The organism is Methylobacterium sp. E-016, from assembly GCF_022829745.1.
In the GTDB taxonomy this organism is placed as follows: domain Bacteria; phylum Pseudomonadota; class Alphaproteobacteria; order Rhizobiales; family Beijerinckiaceae; genus Methylobacterium.
The window spans coordinates 1-21,935 of sequence record NZ_JAKSYF010000108.1; the positions used below are offsets into that span (position 1 = coordinate 1).

Consider the following 21,935-nt stretch of genomic DNA (forward strand, 5'->3'; position numbering starts at 1 on the left):
CACAAACACCAGGCCACCCGGCTCTCGCCAGCTGCCCCATCGCTCGTCATGTCGGTGGACCAAGTCCAGAACCGCGTCGCCGCCGCCCCGTCTCGATGAACAGGGGTATACGGACCACCCAGCAGCCCGTCAACAGCCAAATGCGGAGAAATCCATAAAATCCGCGACAGGCGTGTGACGCGGTCCTCCCGGGTTCCGGCGACGACGGCAGGCCCGTCCGGGAAGCCGACTCATCCCCACCCGTCCTCTTCGCGCGTCAGTGCCTGCGGCTCTCGGACGGCAGGCGTCGGCCACCGTCCGCGCGGATGGGAAGCCTGCCGAACCCTCCGGCCGTGCGATCACGGGGTTTTCGCAAATCTGGCCCGCGGAGTCCTTCGGCACGACATCGACGTCCGTCGGCGGGCCGGGCGATCGCCCGGGCAGGCGGCCCGAGCTCAGCCAGCTCCCGCCGATCGCGCGACCGTCAAGCGCGCGGCCAACCCGGCATCGGGTTCAATCCCCGTACGCCCGCGCGGGCCGATCGAGATCGAGGGTGACGGTCAGGCCGTCATAGGCCGGCACCACGCCGGGCGGCAGCTTGGCCGCCAGCGTCGCGTGGTCGAGGTCGGTGTGGAGATTGGTGAGGATCGCGCGGCGCGGGCGCACGTCCGCGATCAACGCCAGCGCCTCCGAGACCGAGTAATGGGTCGGGTGCGGGGTCTCGCGCAGGGCGTCGATGATCAGCAGGTCGAGATCGTGGAGCCGCGCCCGGCTCGCCTCGGGCAGGAGGCTGAGATCCGGGATGTAGGCGGCCGGCCCGAGGCGGAACCCGAGGGCCGCCTCGTTGCCGTGCTCGACCGGCAGCGCCTGCGCCTCGATCGCCCCGCCCTCCCCGCGGACAGCGACGATCTCGTGGATCGGCAGATCGCGAAGGTCGAGGATCGGCGGGTAGGCGCTGCCCGGCGGCGTCTTGAAGCAGTAGCCGAAGCGGGCGCGGAGCAGGTCGCTCGTGAGCGTATCGGCATGGACCGGGATGCGCGCGCGCATCTGGATCACCAGGGGGCGCAGGTCGTCGATGCCGTGGGTGTGGTCGGCATGGGCGTGGGTGAACAGCACCGCATCGAGGCGCGTCACCCCCGCATCGAGCAGCTGCTCGCGCAGGTCCGGGGAGGTGTCGATCAGCAGCGTCGTGGCGGCCTCGCCCTCCCGGCGCTCGACGAGGATCGAGCAGCGCCGGCGTCGGTTCTTCGGGTCGTGCGGGTCGCAGGCGCCCCAGCCGTAGCCGACGCGGGGCACGCCGCCGGACGAGCCGCAACCGAGGATGCGCAGAGTCAGCGTCGCCATCCGGACCTCCCGCTCGGGTGGTATCCGAGGACGGCGCCGGTTGTCACGCGGACGGGCCTGCCTTCAGGTCCGCCTTGGCGAACAGGCGATGGAAGTTCGCGGTGGTGAGGCGGGCGAAGGCCTCCGCTTCGAGGCCGAGGGTCCCGGCCAGCGACCGGGCGGTGTCGGCGGTGTAGGCCGGCTCGTTGGTCCGGCCGCGATGCGGCTCGGGGGCGAGGAACGGCGCGTCGGTCTCGACCAGGATGCGGTCGGGCGGCACCTGCCGGGCGATGTCGCGCAGAGCCGTCGAGCGGCGGAAGGTGACGATCCCGGAAAACGAGACGTAGAGGCCGAGCGCGACGCCGGCCTCGGCCAGCCGCGCGCCCGACGAGAAGCAGTGCAGCACCGCCGAGAACCGGCCGCGGCCCATCTCGTCGGTCAGCACCCGCTCCATGTGGGCGTCGGCGTCGCGGGCGTGGATCACCAGCGGCAGCCCGGTCGCGCGGGCGGCCTCGATGTGGGCGCGCAGCACCCGCTCCTGAACCGGTTCGGGCGCAGCGTCCTCGTAATGGTAGTCGAGCCCCGCCTCGCCGATGCCGATGCAGCGCGGGTGATCGGTCAGCGCCGCGATGGTCTCGGGCGCGACGTCCGGCTCCTCGGCCGCGCCGTGCGGATGGGTGCCGACCGTGTACCAGACCTCCGGGTGCGCCTCCGCGATGGCGCGGTAGGTGTCGGCCTTGGCGACACGCGTCGCGATCGTGAGCATCCGGCCGACGCCGGCGGCCTTCGCCCGGGCGATCACGCCCGGAAGGTCGGCGGCGAAGTCGGGGAAGTCGAGATGGCAGTGGCTGTCGACGAGCATGCGGTCCGGGAGCCTGGGCGAGGGGTTCGGTGTGGCGGGAACGGCCGGCTCACGCAGCCGGTGCCTCGGGCTTCTCGAACCGCGGGAAGATCGGGCTCGGCGCCGGCAGCGGCGTTCCGGGCGCCAGGCGGCCGCCCTCCCCCACGTCGGCGAAGAGGCGCCGGTCGGCCGGCACCGCCAGCACGTCGAGCAGGCTCGCGGCCGACCGCGGCACGAAGGGCTGCACCAGGATGCCGACCGCGCGCAGAACCTCCGCGGTCACGTAGAGCACGGTGCCCATCCGCTCCGGATCGGTCTTCTTCAGCTTCCACGGCTCTTCGGCCGCGAAGTAGCGGTTGGCGTCGGCCACCACCGCCCAGATCTCGGCGAGGATGGAATGGAGCGCGAGGTCGTCCATCAGAGCCCGCGCCCGCGCCGGCAGGGCGTCGGCGACGGCGAGCAGTGTCCGGTCGGCCTCGGTGAAGGCACCCGGCTCCGGGACCGCTCCGGACACGTTCTTGGCGATCATCGAGAGCGAGCGCTGGGCGAGGTTGCCGAGGTCGTTGGCGAGGTCCGCGTTGATGCGGGTGATGATGGCCTCGTGGCTGTAGCTGCCGTCGCCGCCGAAGGGCACGTCGCGCAGCACGAAGTAGCGCACGGCGTCGACGCCGTAGGTGTCGGCGAGGTCGATCGGGTCGAGGACGTTGCCGAGCGACTTCGACATCTTCTCGCCCTTCGAGAGCAGGAAGCCGTGGCCGAAGACGCGCTTCGGGAGCGGCAGCCCGGCCGACATCAGGAAGGCCGGCCAGTACACCGCGTGGAAGCGGACGATGTCCTTGCCGATGACGTGCAGGTCCGCCGGCCAGAATTTCCGCCGTTCGTCGGCCTCGTCCGGGAAGCCGGTGACGGTGAGGTAGTTCGTCAGCGCGTCGACCCACACGTACATGACGTGGCCGGGCCGGTCGGGCACCGGCACGCCCCAGTCGAAGGTGGTGCGGCTGACGGACAGGTCCTTCAGGCCGGAGCGCACGAAGCTCGCGACCTCGTTCTTCCGCGATTCGGGGCCGATGAAGTCCGGTTGCGCCTCGTAGAGGGCGAGCAGGCGGTCGGCGTAGGCCGAGAGCCGGAACAGGAAGTTCTCCTCTTCCATCCACACGACGGGGGTGTCGGTGGCGAGCGAGCGGCGGGTGCCGTCCTCCAGGAGGCGGGTCTCGTCCTCGCCGTAATAGGCCTCGTCGCGGACCGAGTACCAGCCGGCATAGGTGTCGAGGTAGATGTCGCCGTTGGCCTCCATCCGCCGCCACAGTTCCTGCGCGGCGGCGGTATGCGCGGCTTCCGTCGTGCGGATGAAGCGGTCGTAGGCGCAGTCGAGCCGGTCGGCCACCGCCTGGAACCGGGCCGCCATGCCGTCGACGAAGGCGCGCGGCGTGGTGCCGGCGCGCGACGCCGTCTGCTGGATCTTGAGCCCGTGCTCGTCGGTGCCGGTGGTGAACAGCACCTCGTAGCCGTCGAGGCGCTTGAAGCGCGCGATCGCATCGGTGGCGACCACCTCGTAGGCGTGGCCGATATGCGGCGCGCCGTTGGGGTACGAGATCGCCGTGGTTATGCTGAAGGTCTTGGTGCTGTTCGTCTTGGCGGTCACGTCGGACATTCCCGGATACGCGGCTCTGCAGGATCGGCGCCGTTCCGGCGCGGCGTCGTGCGCGTTCGCCGGCGCCGAACCGGCACCGTTCGGGACGATGCTCTAGCCGGTCCGCACGGCGCCCGCGAGGTCCGCGAACAGCGACAGGACCACGGGCCGGCGATCGAGATTGTAGGTCGCGGCCTCGCGCGCCGTACGGCCGAACTTCTCACACACCTCGACCAGGGCCGCAAGGCGCGCCGGCGGCTCCGCCCGCCGGCGGTGGAGCTCGGTCGAGACGAAGCGCTCGACGGTCTCCAGGCCGGCCGCGAACAGGGGCTCGGCCTCGCGCCCGGCGAGCTTGTCGGCGAGCTTGAGGACGCGGCCCCAATCGGGATGGTCGGCGCGCGACAGCAGGGTCTCCATCTCGGCGACCAGCCCCTGCATCGCCGGATCGAGCATCGCGACGGCGCGCGCCACCGAGCCCTCGGACAGGTCGGCGGCCCGGGCGAGCGCCTCGGCGGAGGGCGCCGGGAACGGCGGCGGGAAGCCGGACACCACCGCCGCCACGGCGCCCGCGTCCAAGGGCCGGAGCGCGAGGGCGCGGCAGCGCGAGCGGATCGTCGGCAGGAGCCGGCCCGGCGCATGGCTGACGATGAGGAACAGCGCGCGGGGCGGGGGCTCCTCCAGCATCTTCAGCAGCGCGTTGGCGCCGTTGGCGTTCAGGTCCTCGGCGCTGTCGACGATGCAGATGCGGTAGCCGGCATTGCCCGCGGTGGAGCCGAACAGCTCGAGCGCCTTGCGCACCGCGTCGACCGGGATCTTGGTCGGCAGCGTCTTCGCGGTCGGCACCCGGTGGCGGCGCAGGGCCACGAGGTTCGGGTGCGAGAGCGCCGCGATCTTGGCCGTCACGGGATCGCCCGCGGCGATGTCGAGGCCGGGCGCGCGCGAGACCCCGTCGGGGTCGGCGAGCAGGCGGCGGGCGACGCGGTAGGCCAGGGTCGCCTTGCCGACGCCGGCCGGGCCGCCGATCAGCCAGGCATGGTGCAGGCGGCCCGAGGCGATGCCCTCGGCGAAGGCCGCTTCCGCCTCGGCATGGCCGACGAGGCGCAGCGTCTCGCGCGGGCGGACGATGCCGGGAAGGTCGCCGGGCTCGACGTCGTCGGGGGCGCGATCAGGCGGCATCGGTGCGGCCTTCGGTGTCGTCGAGGAGGCCGGGCAGGCGCGCGGCGACCGCTGCGCGGACCGCGTCCGCGACGGCATCGGGATCGCGCGCCGCGTCGACGAGGACGCAGCGCGCCGGCTCGGCCTGCGCGATCGCCCGGAAGGCATCGCGGAGGCGGGCGTGGAAGGCCAGCGCCTCGGCTTCGAAGCGGTCCGGTGCGGCCTGCGCCCCTTGTGCCTCCTGCCCGGCCGCCCGCGCCCGCGCACGGGCCAGGCCGATTTCGGGGTCGAGGTCGAAGATCAGGGTGAGGTCGGGCCGCGTCGGCCCGACGACGACCCGCTCGAGCGCCGCGACGGCTTCCGCATCGAGACCGCCGGCGGCGCCCTGGTAGGCGCGGGTCGAATCCATGAAGCGGTCGCACAGCACGACCTCGCCCGAGGCCAGCGCCGGGCGGATCAGGCGGTCGAGGTGGTCGATGCGGGCGGCCGAGAACAGCAGCGCCTCGGCGAAAGGCCCGTAGGGCTTGGCGACCCCGGCGAGCAGCGCCGTGCGGATCTCCTCGGCGCGGGTCGAGCCGCCGGGCTCGCGGGTGGTCGTGACCGTGCGGTGCGCGCCGAGCGTCCGGGCGAGACGGGCCACCTGGGTCGACTTGCCCGCGCCCTCCCCGCCCTCGAAGGTGATGAAGACGCCGCGAGGTGTCGAAGCGGTCATGGCTGCCGACGCGGTGGTGGCAGCATGGGGCCGCGCCTCTCGGTCCTCACGACGGGTTGGCGCGCTTCTCGCCAGGCTTGTCGCCGGCTTTCTCGCCCTTGCCCGCCTTGTCGAAGGCGCGGCGGACGAGGCCGGTGCCGAACTCGAGCGCGGCATCCATCGCGCGCTGCTGGATGGTGCCGGCCTCGACGGAGGCGCCGGCATAGAGCGGCTGGTCGAGCGCCACTGCATCGCCGCGCATGATCTTCAGGCGGCCGACCTCGCGGCCCTCCTCCACCGGGGCGACCAGCGGCCCCTGGTAGACGGCACGCGCCGTCACGCGATCGGAGGAGCCGCGCGGCAGCAGCACCCGCACCGGCTTCTTGGCGACCAGCGGCACCGATCCCGACGCGCCGCCGAACACCGAGGCCTCGGCCACCGTCTCGCCGGGGGTGAACACCTGCCGCGGCTCGAAGGCGCGGAACCCCCATTCCATCAGCTTGCGCGCCTCGGCCGCACGGTCCCGCGCGGTCTTGAGGCCGGAGATCACCATGATCAGGCGCTGGCCGTTCTGCACCGCCGAGCCGGTGAGCGCGTAGCCGGATTCCTCGAGGTAGCCGGTCTTGAGGCCGTCGGCGCCGATGTCGAGGGCGAGCAGCGGGTTGCGGTTCTGCTGCTTGATCTTGTTCCAGGTGAACTCGCGCTCGGAGAAGATCTTGTACAGGTCCGGGTAGGTGTCGATGATGTGCGCGGCGAGCCTGGCCATGTCGCGCGCGGTGACCCGCTGGTCGGGCGCCGAGTAGCCGGTGGCGTTGCGGAAGGTCGAGCGCGTCAGCCCGATCTCCTTCGCGCGCTGGTTCATGATGGCGGCAAAGGCCTCCTCGGAACCGGCCATGTTCTCGGCGATCGTGATCGCCGCGTCGTTGCCCGACTGGACCACGAGCCCGCGCAGCAGGTCCTGCATCTTGATGCGGCTGTTGACCTGGGCGAACATCGACGAGCCGCCGCCCCCCGCCCCGCCCCGGCGCCACGCGTCCTCGGTCACCGTGAACTCGGTCTCCATCGTCAGCCGCCCAGATTTTAGGGCGTCGAACACGATGTCGGTGGTCATCAGCTTGGCCATGCTCGCCGGGGCGAACGGCTCGTCGGCCGCCTTCTCGAACAGCACCGAGCCGGAATCGGCGTCGACCAGGATCGCGTGCGGCGCCGCGGTCTGGAAGACCTGCGCGCGGGCCGGCGTTGCGAGCGCGCAGGCCGCCGCCAGAAGGAAGACCCAGGTCCTGCGCATCAAAAACTCCCGTGCGGCCGGGCCGCCACGCTCGCGAACATCCCGCCTCGGATAACAAGCGTGACCATATTACGGTTTCCGCGCCGGATCGAATGCGAAATGACGCAGCGCACCTGCCCGCGCACCGACCGATGCGGGTTCTTCTACCATCCGAGGTTGCTTCGGGCCGAGATCGCCGGGACCTGAACGATCCCCCGGCCGCAGGGATACGCAGGGGGTCGGTCCCGGCCCGCCGGCCCTCCCCGCGACCGCGGGACCGACGGTCGTCTCGCGGACGACCGGGCTCCGCCAGGACGGGACGGCGCCGGCTCGTCAGTAGATCCCGGCGAGCCGTGCGCCGCGCTTGTCGGCAGGCTTGCCGGGCGGCTTCGCGGCGAGGTCGACGCGGCTCTTCACGACTGCGCGGGCCGTTCCCTTGTCGCCCGAGCTCTTGTCGCTCGGGGCCGCGGCGCCCGTGAGCCGGGCCAGCGCGAGCTTGGCCGAGGGCGGCATCGCGGGCGGGACGGAGCCCGGCCGGGCCGCCGGCACCCGTGCGGGCACGGCCTGGGCCGTGCGCGTCGCGGGCGAAGTCGCGGCGAGACGGACCGGCGCGTCCTTGCCGGGGAGCCGGGCGATCGGCGCGGAGGCCGGCGCCATGCGCTCCGCGGCCGGGTTGAGCCCCGCCACCCGCACCGGCGCCGGCCGGAACGCCTGGCCGCGCACGGCCGTCGGCTGCAGGGCGGCCGGCACGGCCACCGCCGCCCGCGCCAGCACTATCGGCGCGCGCACCGGATGCGGGGCGGGGGCCTCGTCGCGCTCCTCGCGCTCCGGTGCCGGCTTGAACGCCAGCGGCGCCGGCGTCGTGCGCGAGAACCGCTCCGGCTCCTCCGAGGGCCCGAGATCGGCCACCATCACCGGGGTGCGCACGCCCGCCGGCCCGCCGTCGGTGCGCAGCGTCGCCAGGAGCTTGCGGTCGTCGGAGCCGGCGACCGAGGCCTTGCCGAGATAGGCGACGCGCACGTGCGCGGTGCCCTTGTTGTGGAACTCGAGCGCCCGGGCGACCTCCTCCGAGACGTCCATGACGCGGTCGGCATGGTAGGGGCCGCGGTCGTTGACGCGCACCACCATCGAGTAGCCGTTCGCGGTGTTGGTGACGCGGACGTAGCTCGGCAGCGGCAGGGTCGGGTGGGCGGCGGCGATCGAGTGGCGGTCGAACACCTCGCCGTTGGCGGTCATCCGCCCGTGGAAGGCGGCGCCGTACCACGAGGCCAGGCCCTCGCGGACGTAGCCGCGGGCATCCTCCTTGGGCACGTAGGTGCGGCCGGCGACCACGTAGGGCTTGCCCGAGAAGCGGCGTCCGCCGCCCTTCGGGATCACGTCGCCCTCGTTGTAGAGGCGCGGGCTGGTCTTCACGCCGTATTTCGGGTCGAGCCCGTTGCCGGCGGGGCCGGCGAACTTCTGCGGGTTCGTGCTGCAGTTGGCGGTGGCCAGCGCGATCGCCGAGACCGCGAGCAGGCGCCGCAAGGGAAGCGGGCCGCGGCGCGAATCCGGGATTCGAAGAAGCGTCGAACGCGCCATGCCCACCGGATCCGCCTGTACGCCACGTGCCGAAGGTCCGGCCCGCACGGGAGCGGTCACGCCGGGGCGTCCGGCTCGCCCCCTGCACAAGGGGGCGGCGACCGAACGAGCCGACACTTGTCCGAACGCCGTAAAGGAAGCCTGAACGGAACGCGCCGCGCGCCGTCCGACCGCCGCGATTCACAGGGTTTCGCGTTCCCGCATCGCTTGAGCGTTCGGCGCCAAGACGTTCCACGATCGTTCAGAAACCGCTCGCACGCGGATCGGCGAGACCGGGCGGGGGCAAGGCCCGTACCCGTGATCTCGCCGGTGCGGTTGCGGAGCCTCAGCGCTGGAGCGGCTCCGAGAGCTGCTCGATCGAGCGGGCGCCGCGCTGCTTGAACAGCAGGTCGAGGGCTTCCAGCATGATCGCGTGCATCTTGGTGCGCTCGGCATAGGCGAGGTCGCGCAGCTGGTCGTAGACCGGCGGCTCGAGATAGACCGACATCTGCCGGGCGCGCTCCTTCAGGGTGGCGGGCCCGCGCTTCGGCGGGCTCGCGCCGCGGTCGAGCTGGACGATCTCGGCGGTCTGCGGCACGGCGCGCGCGGCCGGCACCGAGGCCGCGACGATCGAGGCGAGATTGAGCTTAGGCGGCTTCGACATGCTTCACCGCCTTGCCGGATCCGGTCTGGCCCGAAACGGGCTTGCCCGAGACCGCCTGTGCCGATCCGACCTTGCCCGCCTGCGTGCGCTTCTCGATCCAGGACCACAGCCGGCGCACCTCGCCCGCCGCCTGCCCCTTCGGGTTGAACTCGGTGACGCCCTGGCCGACGCCGATCGCGTCCTGGTGGTCGGTGCGCGCCACGATGTTGACGTCGGGGAGGATGCCCAGCACCGCGAGGCCGTCGGCCGCGTCGCGGATGCGGTAGGAGCGCGGCGGCGTCTGGTTGAGGACGAAGGCGAACTTCTTCTCGAGCCGGTACACGGCGGCGAGCGTCGGCTTGAACGCGCGCAGGTCCGCGGGCGTCGGCCGGCACGGGATGATGCAGAGGTCGGCGGCGCGGATCGCCGAGAGGGTGCCGGTGGAATCGACGCCGGGCGTGTCGATGAAGACGTAGTCGTAGGCCGAGTCCCGAAGCTGGGCCATCACGGCGTCGATCTGCGTCGCATCGATCTGCGCGACCTCGGGGCCCTCCGCGGTGCGGTGGTCGAGCCAGTCGGAGATCGTGGCCTGCCGGTCCATCTCCAGGATGCAGACCGAGCGGCCGGCCTCCTGTGCGGCGACCGCGAGCGAGATGCAGAGCGTGCTCTTGCCGCTGCCCCCCTTCTGGGTGACGAAGGTGATCGCTTTCATCGGCCGGTCCTCGGTTCAAGCTGCCTTGGCTCAAAAGCGCGCGCATGCGCGTCGCGGTGCGGCACGATCCGGCGTCCTGCCGGGCGCGGGCATGCCGCCGTCCCGTTCGCAGGCCAAAGCCGGAGTTGCGGCGCACGCGCTCCGGGCAACCTAGAATCGGGGAGCTCCGCGCGAAGGCGAGGATCCTGTGACCCAGGGATGCCGTGATCCCGATATCGCGTCGATTATGGTTAAGAGGCCGTTAACGGAAGCGGGCCCCGGCTCGGGCCGGCCGGCATCCGCTCGCCATCCGCCGGCTCCGGAACGCGGCCCGAGACCCGGGATGCGGAGGGTTTTTCCAACCTCAAGTTTGTTTTCGAGGGCTCCCTGTCGGTTCTCACTTTTCTTAGAGGAAGCGATGCCTTAGATTGCTTTTCAAGGGCGCCATCCCGTCCGTCGATCGTACCTCAAGTTTATTTTTGCTGCCGCCGGCCTTTAGGAGTTGCATGGCACAGGCTCCGAACCCGCACTCCAACGACGAGCTCCGGGCTGTCCTCGACGCCTCCGGCGTCGTCGGCGCCTGGGTGCACGATCACTGGGCGGGGCGTCTCACGCTGTCGGGCGACTTCGCCGGCTTGCTCGGCCTCGATCCCGAGGTCGCCGCCGGCGGGGTATCGATCGACACGTTCCTCGAGCGGACCCATCCCGAGGACCGCAGCCGGGTCGAGAGCTGCCTGCACGCGGCCGGCGAGATCGGCGGGCCGGTCGAGGCCGAGTTCCGGACCGTCGAATCGGCGGCGGGCGTGCGCAAGCTCCTCATCCGCGGGCGCGTCGAGCGCAATGCGGTCGACGGGACGGCGCAGGGGCGGGGCATCGCGATCGATCTCACCGAGAACCGGTCGGCGGACCTGCGCCAGACGGAGCGCCTCGTGAACCGCATGGCCGAGCACGCCATCGCGCTCCGCGCCCTCGCCGACGGCCTCGGGGAGGCGAACCTGACCAAGCTGATCGACGGCCTGATGATCGAGATCGGCTTCGAGCTCGCCAAGTTCCTGCAGGATCCGCGCGCCCTCGGCGCGCTCCGGGCCGAGCGCCACCACTGATCCGGGCGGCCGCAGGCCGTTGGATCACGCTGCCGTGCGCGGTACTGTCCGGGCCTTGCTCGCCGGGAGGCCGCCATGCGCCGCGACACGATCTACGACCGCGACCTCGACCGGAATCCGGCCAACCACCAGCCGTTGACGCCGCTGGGCTATCTCGACCGGGCGGCGCGGGTGTTTCCCGACCAGGTCGCGGTGATCCACGGGCCCCTGCGGCGCAGCTATGCCGAGCTCTACGCCCGCTGCCGCCGCCTGGCCTCGGCGCTCGCCGCCCACGGGATCGGCCGGGGCGACACCGTCGCGGTGCTGCTCGCCAACACGCCGGCGATGATCGAGTGCCACTACGGCGTGCCGATGGCCGGCGCCGTGCTCAACACCCTCAACACCCGCCTCGACGCCGCGGCCCTGGCCTTCTGCCTCGATCATGGCGAGGCCAAGGTCCTCGTCGCCGACCGGGAGTTCTCGCGCGTCGCGCGCGACGCGCTGGCGCAGGCCGGGCGCAGCCTGCTGGTGATCGATTACGACGATCCGCACTATGCCGGCGCCGGCGAGGCCCTCGGCACCCGCGACTACGAGGCATTCCTCGCCGAGGGCGATCCCGAGCACGACTGGGCGATGCCCGACGACGAGTGGGACGCGATCAGCCTGAACTACACCTCCGGCACCACCGGCGACCCGAAGGGCGTGGTCTACCACCACCGCGGCGCGGCGCTGCTGGCGCTCGGCAACGTCGTCACCGGGAGCCTGGGGCAGCACCCGGTCTATCTCTGGACGCTGCCGATGTTCCACTGCAACGGCTGGTGCTTCCCGTGGACGCTGTCGATCGTGGCCGGCACCCATGTCTGCCTGCGCCAGGTCCGGGCTGAGGCGATGTACGCGCTGATGGCCGAGCACGGCGTCACCCACCTGTGCGGGGCGCCGATCGTGATGCAGCTGCTGATCAACGCCTCCGACGCCGAGCGCCGCCCCCTGCCCCACCGGGTCGCGTTCTTCACCGCCGCCGCGCCGCCGCCGGAGGCGGTGCTGGCGGGCATGCGCGAGGCGGGCTTCGCCGTCACCCACCTCTACGGGCTGACCGAGAGCTACGGCCCGGCCGTCGTCAACGCGTGGCATGCCGAATGGGACGACCTCCCGGCCGACGCGCAGGCCGCCAGGAAGGCGCGCCAGGGCGTGCGCTATCCCGTGCTCGAGGGCCTCGACGTGCGCGACCCCGAGACCCTGGAATCGGTGCCGGCGGACGGCCGGACGATGGGCGAGGTGATGATGCGCGGCAACGTGGTGATGCGCGGCTACCTCAAGAACCCGGCCTCCACCGAGGCGGCGTTCCGGGGCGGCTGGTTCCACACCGGCGACCTCGGCGTGAAGCACCCCGACGGCTACGTGCAGCTCAAGGACCGCTCGAAGGACATCATCATCTCGGGCGGCGAGAACATCTCCTCGATCGAGGTCGAGGACGCGCTGTTCAAGCACCCGGCGGTCGCCGCCGCCGCGGTCGTCGCCAAGCCCGACGACAAGTGGGGCGAGACGCCGTGCGCCTTCGTCGAGCTCAGGGACGGCGCCGCGGCCAGCGCCGACGACCTCATCCGCTGGTGCCGCGGGCGGCTCGCCGCCTACAAGATGCCCCGGACCATCGTGTTCGGGGAGCTGCCCAAGACCTCCACCGGCAAGGTGCAGAAGTACCTGCTGCGCGAGCGGGCGCGGCAGGAGCCGGGGCAAGAATCGTAGGGAGCCGAGGATCATGGCAGGCGACGCGGGCGGCGCGCGCCGCCCGCGGGAGGCTCACCACTTGTAGCTCAGGCTCGCGGTGATGCGACGGGCTTCGCCGTAGAAGCAGGCCGCCGTCGACTGGCAGGCCGAGACGTAGCGCTTGTCGGCGATGTTCTGAGCGTTCACCGCGAAGCGCCAGTTGTCGCGGGTGTAGTGCACCACCGCGTCGAACAGCACCCGCTCGGGCACCGTCAGGGTGTTGGCGGTGTCCGCAAACGAGCGCCCGACGTAGCGCGCGCCGCCGCCGAAGCCGAAGCCGCGCCACTCGCCCCCCGGGATCGTGTAGTCGGCGAACACGGTGGCCAGCGTCTCCGGGGTCGCGGTCGGCGCCCGGCCGATCACCCCGACGTCGCCGCGGGTGACCTCGATGTTGAAGGTCGTGAACGAGGCCGTGACGTTGAGGTCGCGGGTGAGGTTGGCCACGAACTGCGCCTCGAAGCCGCGCGAGCGCGTCTCGCCGAGCTGGAGCTGGTTGAGGTTGTTGCTCGGGTCGATCGTCAGCGAGTTGGCCAGGGTCAGATCGAAGGCGGCCAGCGTCAGGAAGGCGTCGTAGCCCGGCGGCTGGTACTTCACGCCGACCTCGTACTGGTCGCCGGTGGTCGGCTTGAACGGCTGGCTGAAGAAGTTCGTCCCGATCTGCGGGTTGAAGAAGCTCGCGTAGGAGACGTAGGGCGCCAGGCCGAAATCGAAGTTGTAGATCAGGCCGTAGCGCTGGGTGCCGGCGTTGGCGGTCTGGCGCGTGACGGTGCTGGCCAGCAGGTTGTTGACCTCGTTCGAGGTGAAGTCGCCGCGGCCGGAAAGCACCAGGGTCAGCTCGGGCGTGAGCTTGATCTGGTCCTGCGCGTAGAGACCGACCTGCTGGAAGACGTCGTAGTTGACCAGGTAGGGCGCCGCCGCCACGGTCGGCGAGCCGTAGTTCGGCGCCAGCAGGTTGAAGTTCGCGACCGCCGGGCCGACGAAGCCGCCCGTCGCCTGGTTGTCGTTCAGCTGCACGTTCTTGTAGTCGAGCCCGACCAGGAAGGTGTGCCGGAACAAGCCGTCGTCGAACCGGGCGACCGCGTTGTTGTCGACGTTGAACGCGCCGATCCGCGAGGTGGCGCGGAAGCGGTAGCGCGCCAGCTGCGTCTGCAGCGGGTCGGCGTAGCCGTTGATGCTGAACGAGTTGTCGTAGGACTCGCTGTACGCGTAGCGCAGGTTCTGCCGGAACGTCCACGTGTCGTCGAAGACGTGCTCGAACTCGTAGCCGAGGCTGTACTGCGTCCGGCGATAGACGTTGTTGTCCTTGTCCTGGACGTTGTAGCTGCGCGGGATGCGCGCGCCGAACACGTCCGGGCGCGCCGTGCCCTGGTAGAGCAGGAAGGCGTTGATGCGGCCGGTGTCGTCGTATTGCAGGCTCGTCAGCACGGTGAGCGTGGTGGCGCCGTCCGGCTTGTAGGTGAAGCTCGGCGCGATGTAGCCGCGGTTCTCGTCGAGGCCGTCGACCTGCGTGCCGCCCTGCCGGCCGATGCCGGTCAGGCGGTAGAACCAGTGGCCCTCGGTGTCGGCCGGGCCGCCGAAATCGAAGGCGAGGTACTTCTGGCCGAACGAGCCGCCGCCGACCTCGACGTAGTTCAACGGCTCGAGCGGGGGCTTCTTGCTGATGATGTTGATCAGGCCGCCGGGGCCGCCCTGGCCGAACAGCACGGCGGCGGGGCCGCGCAGCACGTCGACGCGCTCGACCCCGAACGGATCGACCTTGTAGGAGGCGAAGCCGTAGTTGAACAGCTGCAGCCCGTCCCGGTACAGGCCGGTGTCGCTCGCGGTGAAGCCGCGGATCTGGAAGAAGTCGACCCGCGAATCCGGGCCGAAGGCGTTGCCGAACACGCCGGCCGAATAATTGATGATTTCGCCGATCTGCTGGGGCTTGATCGCGTCGAGCTGCTGCCGGCCGATCACGCTGACCGATTGCGGCGTCTCGATCAGCGGCGTGTCGGTCTTGGTCGAGGTCAGCGTGCGCTTGGCGACGTAGCCGTCGATCGGCCCGCGCGGATCCTCGCGCGGGACCACGACGCGCGCCGCCGTGCCGTCGCGCGACTCGACGGTCAGTTCCTCCAGGCGCACGCTGCCCTGCGCCGAGGGCTCGCCGACGCCGCGGCGCGGCGCGGTCGCCTCCTGCGCGGACGAGGGCAGGACGAACGGCGCCAGCGCGATCAGCGAGGCGCCGGCCAGCACGAGGCGACGCGGGTTCGGGGTGGGGCGGGGGGCGGGACGACGCATGGGACTGAAGGGCCTTGCCAGGATGCGGACAGCAGGGGACGATCGCTGCGAAAACGGCTTCGCGACGTTGTTTGGAATGATGCTAAACTGATGTTATTACTAGGTTTTCCGGGTCTTCGTTACGGCCGGGCCGGATCGCGCACAAGGCCTCGGCGGACGGATGCGCCCGCCCTGTGGCCTGCAAGCCACGGTTGAGACCGCCATCCCGGCCACGGCGCTCCGCGTGCCCTGCCCTGCTCTTCTCTGCCCGGGCGGCCTCAGCGCGGGCGCGCGGCGATCCAGCCGATCACCGCGTCGGCGACCTGGTCGCTGTTCTTTTCCAGCATCATCATGTGGCCGTTGCCGCGCAGGCCCTGGTCGACGAGCTTGAGGCTGTCGGGCCTGGCACCGGCCTGGGCGAGGAAGGCGGTGGTGCAGTCGTCGACCGGGGTGCGGAACGAGGCTTCGGCGGTCACGATCACCGCCGGCACGCGGGCGAGGTTCGGGAGCCGGCGCACCGGCTCGCCCTGGAGCCAGCAGCGGATCCGCCCCTCGGCCGCCGGGGCCTTGGCCTGCATCACCACGAGATCCTCGGGCGACGTCACCGGCGGGTCGAAGGTCAGCGGCACGCGGGTGATGCCGTAGGCGCGGGCGCGCCCGTCGCCCGCCTTCTCGTAGAAGTCCTTGCCGCCGCGCAGGCGCACGTCGAAGAAGGGCGGCCCGTTCGGCTCGATCGCGACGTGGGCCTTCACGAGGTCGGGCCGCGCATCCGAGACCGCCCAGCCGAACAGCCCGGCCTGCCCGTGGGTGACCAGCACCGCCGGCCCGATCTTGTCCAGCAGCGCGATCAGCGCCGGGTCGACCAGCTCCTCGGTCTGCTGCGCGCCGGCGAGGTAGGGCACCTGGCTGGCGAAGAACTGGTCGAAGGCGGCGTTCCCCTGCACGCCGGGGCCGCCCGGCCACTGGGTGTGGAGCTTGGCCTGCGGGAACAGGTCGTAGAGCTCCTGGGCGGTGTAGGTCTCCTCCAGGGCGCGGGTCGAGAACCGGGCGTAGGGCCCGTAGACTTCCGGGTTGGTGCCGGACCGGCCGCGGCCGACCTGGTCGACGATGTAGACCGCGAACCCCTTCTCGACGAAGCGCTGGGCCCAGCCGGGCCGGCCGTCCGGCGTCCCGAGGAAGTTGACCCCGGTCTGCGAGATGCCGTGGACCATCACCACCGGCCAGGGCTGCGTGACGGTGGCCGGCCGCCGAGACTGCACGAACATCTGGCCGACCATCACGGTCTTGTCGGCGACGCGCTCGTAGCGGCCGCCGATGTAGAAGTAGCTCGCCACCGTCAGGGGGCCTTGGGCGGGGGCGTCCGCGGCGGCGGACGGCCCGGGCTGCACCCCGGCGACGGCGAGCCCCACGGCGACGAGACCCGCGCCGAGCCGCTTGCGCACGCCGCGCCCCGAAAAGCCCCGCCTGGCGATCATGCCGTCCTCCCGCCGAGGCCCTGCCCTCCGCCGGGCGGCTTATCGCGGGATTTGCGGCGATGGGCCAGCCGTCCGCGGCCGCATCCGGCCCGGAGCGGCCGCGAAACCCGCACCGCGGAAGCCCGGTTTGGGCGCTGTCGGATCGGACGGATCGGCGAACCGAAGAAATTCTTCACGGTTTCTCCATCGATCATGCGTTCGATGCAGCATTCGCGTGCGGAGACGCACGAGACCCGAGCCGGGCACATGACTGCCACCGCGTGCGGCCCGGTGGTGCCCGCCGGGCACGAGGCCCAGATTCAGGGCCATCGCAACCGCACCCGCTTCAGGACCTTTCGCCGTGGACGTCTCGACCGCCAAGACCCTCGTCTCCGCCGTGCTGGTCTGCGCCATCGTGCTGTTCAGCGGCATCTCGCTGCGGATGTTCGTGCTGGAGGTCGGCCGGGATCTCCGCAGCGCGCGGGCGCAGCGCGTGACCGCCGGCAACGACCGCCGCGACTAGGCGCCCTTCCGCCGGATCCGCCTCAGCCCCGATCCAGATCGAGCGCCGGCGCGTAGACCGCGTCGCCGAGCCGCCGCAGCGGCCCGTGCGGGCCCGCGCGCTTCCACAGCCGCGTGTTCAGCGCCGCGACCGGATCCTGGCCGGGGACGGCGAACCCTTCCGCGACGAGCGCCTCCAGGATCTCGCCCGCATGCATCGGCCGGCCGGCGCGCACGAGGATGCCGCAGGCGGCCTCCGCCAGGGCGCGGCCGTAGCGGCGCGCGCCGACGGGATCGACCTCGAACGCGACGGGCACCCGCTCCGGCAATGGCTCGGGAGCGGGAGGCTCGGCCCGGAGGGCGGGGCCGGTGGCGCGCGGTGCGGCGGGCTCCGGCGGGACGTGATCCTCGGGCGCCTCGATCGCCCGAAATGGCTCGCCCCCGCGCAGGCGACGGCCGAGCTCGAGGTAGAGGACGTGATCGGCGATCTCGCGCTCGAGGGCGTCGCGCTGGCGCCGCAGGCTCGCGAGCCGCGCCTCGATCTCCGCTTCCGACAATCCCATGATGGGCCCGCATCTTCCCTGATTCTCAGATAGGGAATATCAGGAATCGCGCTCGAACGGAAGACTGTTTTGCCTCGGAATTTTGCTCCGCTGAGGGAATGGAGGTGACGTTCCCTGGACGCGTACTAAGGGAATAGATCAGTCAGGCGATGCCAGTTCCCTCAGGCTGCCGCGTCCTTCCCTGCCGGCGCCTTCCGTATTCCCTTGCGTGGCGGGACGAGGAGCATGCCGGGATCGGCCGGCTGCAAGGTCATGCCGCCGTCGTCCAGCGCGATCGGCAGCTTCGGGAAGACCTCGCACAGGTGGGCGATGTCGGTCTTGAACGCCTGCCGGAAGCTGCGGATGCAGGCGTTCTCGGCGCCGAACTGGCCGTGCAGGTTGGTCCAGGTGAGCCTCAGGGGCCGCTGCAGGGCGCGCAGGCGGTAGCCGACCCAGAACAGCAGGTCGAGCTTGCGCGCCGAGCCCGAGAAGGCCCGCGCCGCCCGGATGTCGACGGGCAGGGCGTGCCGGATCAGGTTGTCGTAGAAGTCCTGGTGGAACTGCACGGTGCGGGACCAGGCCGCGCCCTCCCCGTCCCTCGCCCCGTCCCTCATCCCATCCTTGGCCCCGTCCCGGGCCGTGGGCCGCCACAGGTCGAGGCTGCGGAACGGCGGCACGTTGAGGGTGCTGGCCTGGTCGTGCCCGTCCCACAGGCCGATCTGCATCGAGCAGGCGGCGAGGCGGTTGAGTTGTTCCTTGAACTGCCGGATCGTGCCGCGCTCGCCGCCGGTGACGGCAAAACCCATCTCGCGCATGAAGCCGGAGAGGGAATCGGCGACCGCGATGGTCGGGCTGCGCTGGCGCACGGCCTCGGTGCAGAGGTGGAGCAGCACGAGCCGCGCCTTCGGGCCGTAGGGCAGGCCCTGCGGCTCCATCTCGCCGGTGATCGGGCTCTTCAGCCGGCCGGCGACGAGGTTCAGCGAGTTGCGGCCGTAATCGCGCGAGAATTCCCGCACCGGCCCGGGATCGCGGTAGGGCAGGCCGCAGAGCGCGAGCACCGAATGGATGTGCTGGAGGTTCTCCGGCACGGTCGGCTGGTTCTCGATCACCTCGCGCACGGCGTCGCGCCGGCGCTGGTCCCGCCCCATCCCGGCCCGCCGGCCGGCGACCGCGCCCTTGGCCGAGGCCTCCGCGTCGCGGACCTGCTGCCGGTGCAGGATGTGCTCGACGATCTGGGCGAACAGGAAGCCGCCACGCGCCGCCTCGACCTCCGCGCGGAGGTCGGCGTCGCGAATGCCGGCCAGTCTGTCCTCGATCCCCATGCCCGTTCCGAAACTCCGCGACCGCGCTGCGCGGACCATCCCTGCCCGGGCCGCACCTGCAAGCGCCCGATCCCGCGGCCGCATCGGGCCGGGGCACGATGGTCATGACACGATTTGCCGGCCCGGAGTCCCCGGGGGCGGGCGGGTTATCCCGGCTATCCACGCTTCCCCTCCCCCCAAGGTTTCGCGGGCGGCGTCCCCCAGGGTTTCGCGGGCGGCGTCCGATGCGTGGGGGTGGGTCGATGCGCGCCGCGCAGAGTTCGATGCGGGGTCGCGACCGCCGGCCGGCCACGCAGAGTTCGATACGCGCAGGGGCCGCCGACTTGTCCCCATTCCCCACCGCCCTTGGCGTGAAATCACGCCGAATCGCATGCGGATCCACGCAGACTCCGATGCGGCCTCCCGGGAATCCCACGCAGACTCCGATGCGATCCCACGCAGAGTCGGATGCGGACCCACGCAGAGTCGGATGCGAGAACCCCCACCAAGCCATTGTCGGGAATAGGGTTTTCGGCGCCCCATATAACCTTCAGAACAGACTCTCTGAGAATCCTTTCTGATAGATTTCCTAGTCCTCCTGCGGTGTCGTTCGCTTTGGCGAACACCCCGAAACCCTCAGAATGTCCACTTGGAACACAGGGAATATGCCGTTTTTGTCCCCAAAGGCGCGCCGGAAGCGCGGAGCCGGACCGGGAGCGGCGGCGTGCGCCGCGAGGCTCGCGCAGGTGATTTCGCGGCCGTGCCGGTCTACCCCTGCGGCCGGTGGGCGTCGGGCAGGCCGACCCCGTGAGGAGCCGTGACGCATGGCCGAAGCGCCGCTCGATGCCTTGAGGCGGGTGATGGCCGCGCTGCGCGATCCGAACCGCGGATGCGCCTGGGACGTCGCCCAGACTTCGGCGAGCATCGCGCCCTACGCCCTCGAGGAGGCCTACGAGGTCGTCGACGCGATCGCGCGCGGCGATCTCGGCGACCTGCGCGACGAGCTCGGCGACCTGCTGCTGCAGGTGGTGTTCCACGCCCGGATGGCCGAGGAGGCCGGCGCCTTCGATCTCGACGACGTCGCGCGCACGATCGTGGCGAAGCTGGTGCGGCGGCACCCGCACGTGTTCGAGCCCGACGGGACCCTGCTCCCGGCCGGCAGCCCGCGCCGCGACGCGCGCGCGGTCGAGGCGCAGTGGCAGGCGATCAAGGCCGCCGAGCGCGCCGCCAAGCCGTCCCGCGCCCCGGCGGGACCGCTCGACGGCGTCGCCCGGACGCTTCCGGCCCTGACCCGGGCCGAGAAGATCTCGCGGCGGGCGGCCGGCTACGGCTTCGATTGGGCGGATGCGGCGGACGTGGTCGCCAAGGTCCGCGAGGAGGCCGACGAGGTCGCCGAGGCGCTCGCCGGCGACGACGGGCAGGCCGTGGCCGAGGAGATCGGCGACCTGCTGTTCTCGGTGGCCAACCTCGCCCGGCACGCCGGGATCGACCCGGAGGCGGCGCTCAGGGCCGGCAACGACAAGTTCGCACGCCGCTTCACCGCGATGGCCGCCCGGCTCGAGGCCGCGGGCGGGACGCTGTCGGATGCCGACCTCGCCGCGATGGAGGCGGCCTGGGCCGCGGTCAAGCGAACCGAGCGCGAGGCCTGATCGCGGATTTGGGATTCCAAAGGGATCATCCCTTTGGCGGGTGTCGGGCGGAGCCCGACGAATAGGCACCAGGGCTTCGCCCTGGACCCACGAAAGGGATGATCCCTTTCGAAACCCGCTCTCAGACCACGCTGCCGCGCAGGTCGTAGGCGTCGGCCGCCTCGATCCTCACGGTGACGATGTCGCCCTGGCGCACCGGCCGGCGGCTGGCGACGTGGACGGTGCCGTCGATCTCGGGCGCGTCGTATTTCGAGCGGCCCTTGATGCCGTCGGGCCCCACCGTGTCGACGATCACGGGCAGGCGCTTGCCGATGCGCGCCTTCTGCAGGCGCAGCGAGACCTGCTGCTGCGCTTCCATGAAGCGGCGCTTGCGCTCGGCCTGCAGTTCCGGCGGCACCGCCGCGCCGACGGAATTGGCGAGCGCGCCCGTCACCGGCTCGTAGGTGAAGCAGCCGACGCGCTCGAGCTTGGCTTGCCCGATCCAGTCGAGCAGCTCCGAGAACTCGGCCTCGGTCTCGCCGGGGAAGCCGACGATGAAGGTCGAGCGGATGGCGAGGTCCGGGCAGGTCTCGCGCCAGCGCCGGATGCGCTCGAGCTGGCGCTCCTGGTTGCCCGGGCGGCGCATGCGCTTGAGCACGGTCGGCGAGGCGTGCTGGAGCGGCATGTCGAGGTAGGGAAGGATCTTCCCCTGCGCCATCAGGGGGATCACCTCGTCGACGTGCGGGTAGGGGTAGACGTAGTGCAGCCGGACCCAGGCACCGAGCTCGCCGAGTTCCTTGGCGAGATCGTAGAACTTCGCCCGCACCGCGCGGTCGCGCCACGGGCTTTCGGCGTAGCGCAGGTCGACGCCGTAGGCGCTGGTGTCCTGCGAGACGACGAGCAGCTCCTTCACGCCGGCCTTGACCAGCTTCTCCGCCTCGCGCAGCACGTCGCCGGCGGGGCGGCTGACGAGGTCGCCGCGCAGCGACGGGATGATGCAGAAGGTGCAGCGGTTGTTGCAGCCCTCCGAGATCTTCAGGTAGGCGTAGTGCCGCGGGGTCAGCTTGACGCCCTGCGGCGGCACCAGGTCGAGGAACGGGTCGTGGGCCGGCGGCACCGCCTCGTGGACGGCGGCCACCACCGATTCGTAGGCCTGCGGGCCGGTGACGGCCAGGAGGTTCGGGTACTTGTCGCGGATCTCGTCGGGCTGGGCGCCCATGCAGCCGGTGACGATGACCCGGCCGTTCTCCGCCATCGCCTCGCCGATCGCCGAGAGCGATTCGGCCTTGGCCGAATCGAGGAAGCCGCAGGTGTTGACGATGACCACGTCCGCCCCGTCGTGGCGCCGGGCGAGCTCGTAGCCCTCCGCCCGCAGATGCGTGAGGATCCGCTCGGAATCGACCAGCGCCTTCGGGCAGCCGAGCGAGACGAACGAGATCTTGGGTGCGGCCGAGACCCTTGCGGGCGTCGGATCGGACGGAAGAGCGGATGCGGTCATGCTGCCTTCGTGCGGCGTGGACGCCGCCAGGTCGGACGCCTCGAGAATCCGAGGATGGGGGACATCCCGATCTTCGGGCCCGAATTTTCGTGATGGGGCATCGCTATAGCGGGATCGCGGCGCCCGCGCGAG

The 21,935-nt window shown here is 71.5% G+C and carries 18 protein-coding genes; 4 read left to right on the plus strand and 14 right to left on the minus strand.

Going from position 1 to position 21,935, the window contains the following annotated elements; genetic code table 11:
- Positions 1-492: 492 nt before the first annotated feature.
- From MKK68_RS13160 to MKK68_RS13200, 9 genes are all read right to left on the minus strand, one after another.
- Positions 493-1,323: an MBL fold metallo-hydrolase gene (locus MKK68_RS13160; protein WP_244030662.1), complete on the minus strand. Its 831-nt coding sequence runs from the start codon at positions 1,321-1,323 to the stop codon at positions 493-495.
- A 43-nt stretch (positions 1,324-1,366) separates the two neighbouring features.
- A complete protein-coding gene (locus tag MKK68_RS13165; RefSeq protein WP_147729586.1) occupies positions 1,367-2,164 on the minus strand; it encodes a TatD family hydrolase in 798 nt (265 codons plus the stop codon).
- Positions 2,165-2,213: 49 nt separating this feature from the next.
- Positions 2,214-3,785 (minus strand): methionine--tRNA ligase, encoded by a 1,572-nt coding sequence (gene metG / locus MKK68_RS13170; protein ID WP_244030663.1) that lies wholly within the window; start codon positions 3,783-3,785, stop codon positions 2,214-2,216.
- Between the two features lie 102 nt (positions 3,786-3,887).
- Positions 3,888-4,949 (minus strand): DNA polymerase III subunit delta', encoded by a 1,062-nt coding sequence (locus MKK68_RS13175; RefSeq protein ID WP_244030664.1) that lies wholly within the window; start codon positions 4,947-4,949, stop codon positions 3,888-3,890.
- On the minus strand, positions 4,939-5,640 hold the full coding sequence (gene tmk / locus MKK68_RS13180) for a dTMP kinase (RefSeq protein ID WP_244030666.1): 702 nt from the start codon (positions 5,638-5,640) through the stop codon (positions 4,939-4,941). The genes MKK68_RS13175 and tmk overlap by 11 nt, the downstream gene beginning before the upstream one ends.
- A 46-nt stretch (positions 5,641-5,686) precedes the next feature.
- Complete coding sequence (locus MKK68_RS13185; protein WP_147729452.1) at positions 5,687-6,907, minus strand: D-alanyl-D-alanine carboxypeptidase family protein; 1,221 nt, start codon at positions 6,905-6,907, stop codon at positions 5,687-5,689.
- 312 nt (positions 6,908-7,219) lie between these two features.
- Positions 7,220-8,464 (minus strand): septal ring lytic transglycosylase RlpA family protein, encoded by a 1,245-nt coding sequence (locus tag MKK68_RS13190; protein WP_244030668.1) that lies wholly within the window; start codon positions 8,462-8,464, stop codon positions 7,220-7,222.
- Positions 8,465-8,789: 325 nt separating this feature from the next.
- Positions 8,790-9,107, minus strand: coding sequence for a ribbon-helix-helix domain-containing protein (locus MKK68_RS13195; RefSeq protein ID WP_147727996.1), 318 nt, complete (start codon positions 9,105-9,107; stop codon positions 8,790-8,792).
- The gene (locus MKK68_RS13200; RefSeq protein WP_244030669.1) at positions 9,091-9,798 is read right to left on the minus strand and encodes a ParA family protein; all 708 of its coding nucleotides are present in this window, start codon (positions 9,796-9,798) and stop codon (positions 9,091-9,093) included. The genes MKK68_RS13195 and MKK68_RS13200 overlap by 17 nt, the downstream gene beginning before the upstream one ends.
- A 485-nt stretch (positions 9,799-10,283) precedes the next feature.
- Between MKK68_RS13200 and MKK68_RS13205 the strand changes: the two genes are divergently transcribed.
- Positions 10,284-10,880 (plus strand): PAS domain-containing protein, encoded by a 597-nt coding sequence (locus tag MKK68_RS13205; RefSeq protein WP_244030670.1) that lies wholly within the window; start codon positions 10,284-10,286, stop codon positions 10,878-10,880.
- A 75-nt stretch (positions 10,881-10,955) separates the two neighbouring features.
- A complete protein-coding gene (locus MKK68_RS13210; RefSeq protein ID WP_244030671.1) occupies positions 10,956-12,602 on the plus strand; it encodes an acyl-CoA synthetase in 1,647 nt (548 codons plus the stop codon).
- Positions 12,603-12,656: 54 nt separating this feature from the next.
- Here the strand turns inward: MKK68_RS13210 and MKK68_RS13215 are convergent, their stop codons facing one another.
- Together MKK68_RS13215 and MKK68_RS13220 are read right to left on the minus strand one after the other, a co-directional pair.
- Positions 12,657-14,900, minus strand: a complete 2,244-nt coding sequence (locus tag MKK68_RS13215) for a TonB-dependent siderophore receptor (RefSeq protein WP_244030672.1) — start codon at positions 14,898-14,900, stop codon at positions 12,657-12,659.
- 257 nt (positions 14,901-15,157) lie between these two features.
- On the minus strand, positions 15,158-16,354 hold the full coding sequence (locus MKK68_RS13220) for an alpha/beta hydrolase (protein WP_244030674.1): 1,197 nt from the start codon (positions 16,352-16,354) through the stop codon (positions 15,158-15,160).
- Between the two features lie 340 nt (positions 16,355-16,694).
- On the opposite strand from MKK68_RS13220, the gene MKK68_RS13225 reads away from it, so the two are divergent.
- Positions 16,695-16,856, plus strand: coding sequence for a hypothetical protein (locus tag MKK68_RS13225; RefSeq protein ID WP_187274950.1), 162 nt, complete (start codon positions 16,695-16,697; stop codon positions 16,854-16,856).
- A gap of 22 nt (positions 16,857-16,878) precedes the next feature.
- Here MKK68_RS13225 and MKK68_RS13230 read toward each other — a convergent pair whose 3' ends face one another.
- A complete protein-coding gene (locus tag MKK68_RS13230; RefSeq protein WP_244030675.1) occupies positions 16,879-17,397 on the minus strand; it encodes a winged helix-turn-helix domain-containing protein in 519 nt (172 codons plus the stop codon).
- Between the two features lie 161 nt (positions 17,398-17,558).
- Positions 17,559-18,698, minus strand: a complete 1,140-nt coding sequence (locus MKK68_RS13235) for a replication protein RepA (RefSeq protein ID WP_243985071.1) — start codon at positions 18,696-18,698, stop codon at positions 17,559-17,561.
- 803 nt (positions 18,699-19,501) lie between these two features.
- Between MKK68_RS13235 and mazG the strand changes: the two genes are divergently transcribed.
- Positions 19,502-20,326: a nucleoside triphosphate pyrophosphohydrolase gene (gene mazG / locus MKK68_RS13240; protein WP_244030677.1), complete on the plus strand. Its 825-nt coding sequence runs from the start codon at positions 19,502-19,504 to the stop codon at positions 20,324-20,326.
- A gap of 121 nt (positions 20,327-20,447) precedes the next feature.
- On the opposite strand, the gene rimO is transcribed toward mazG, so the two are convergent.
- Positions 20,448-21,803 carry a 30S ribosomal protein S12 methylthiotransferase RimO gene (rimO, locus tag MKK68_RS13245; protein WP_244030678.1) on the minus strand — a complete coding sequence of 452 codons (1,356 nt, stop codon included), beginning with the start codon at positions 21,801-21,803 and terminating at the stop codon, positions 20,448-20,450.
- Positions 21,804-21,935: the final 132 nt, after the last annotated feature.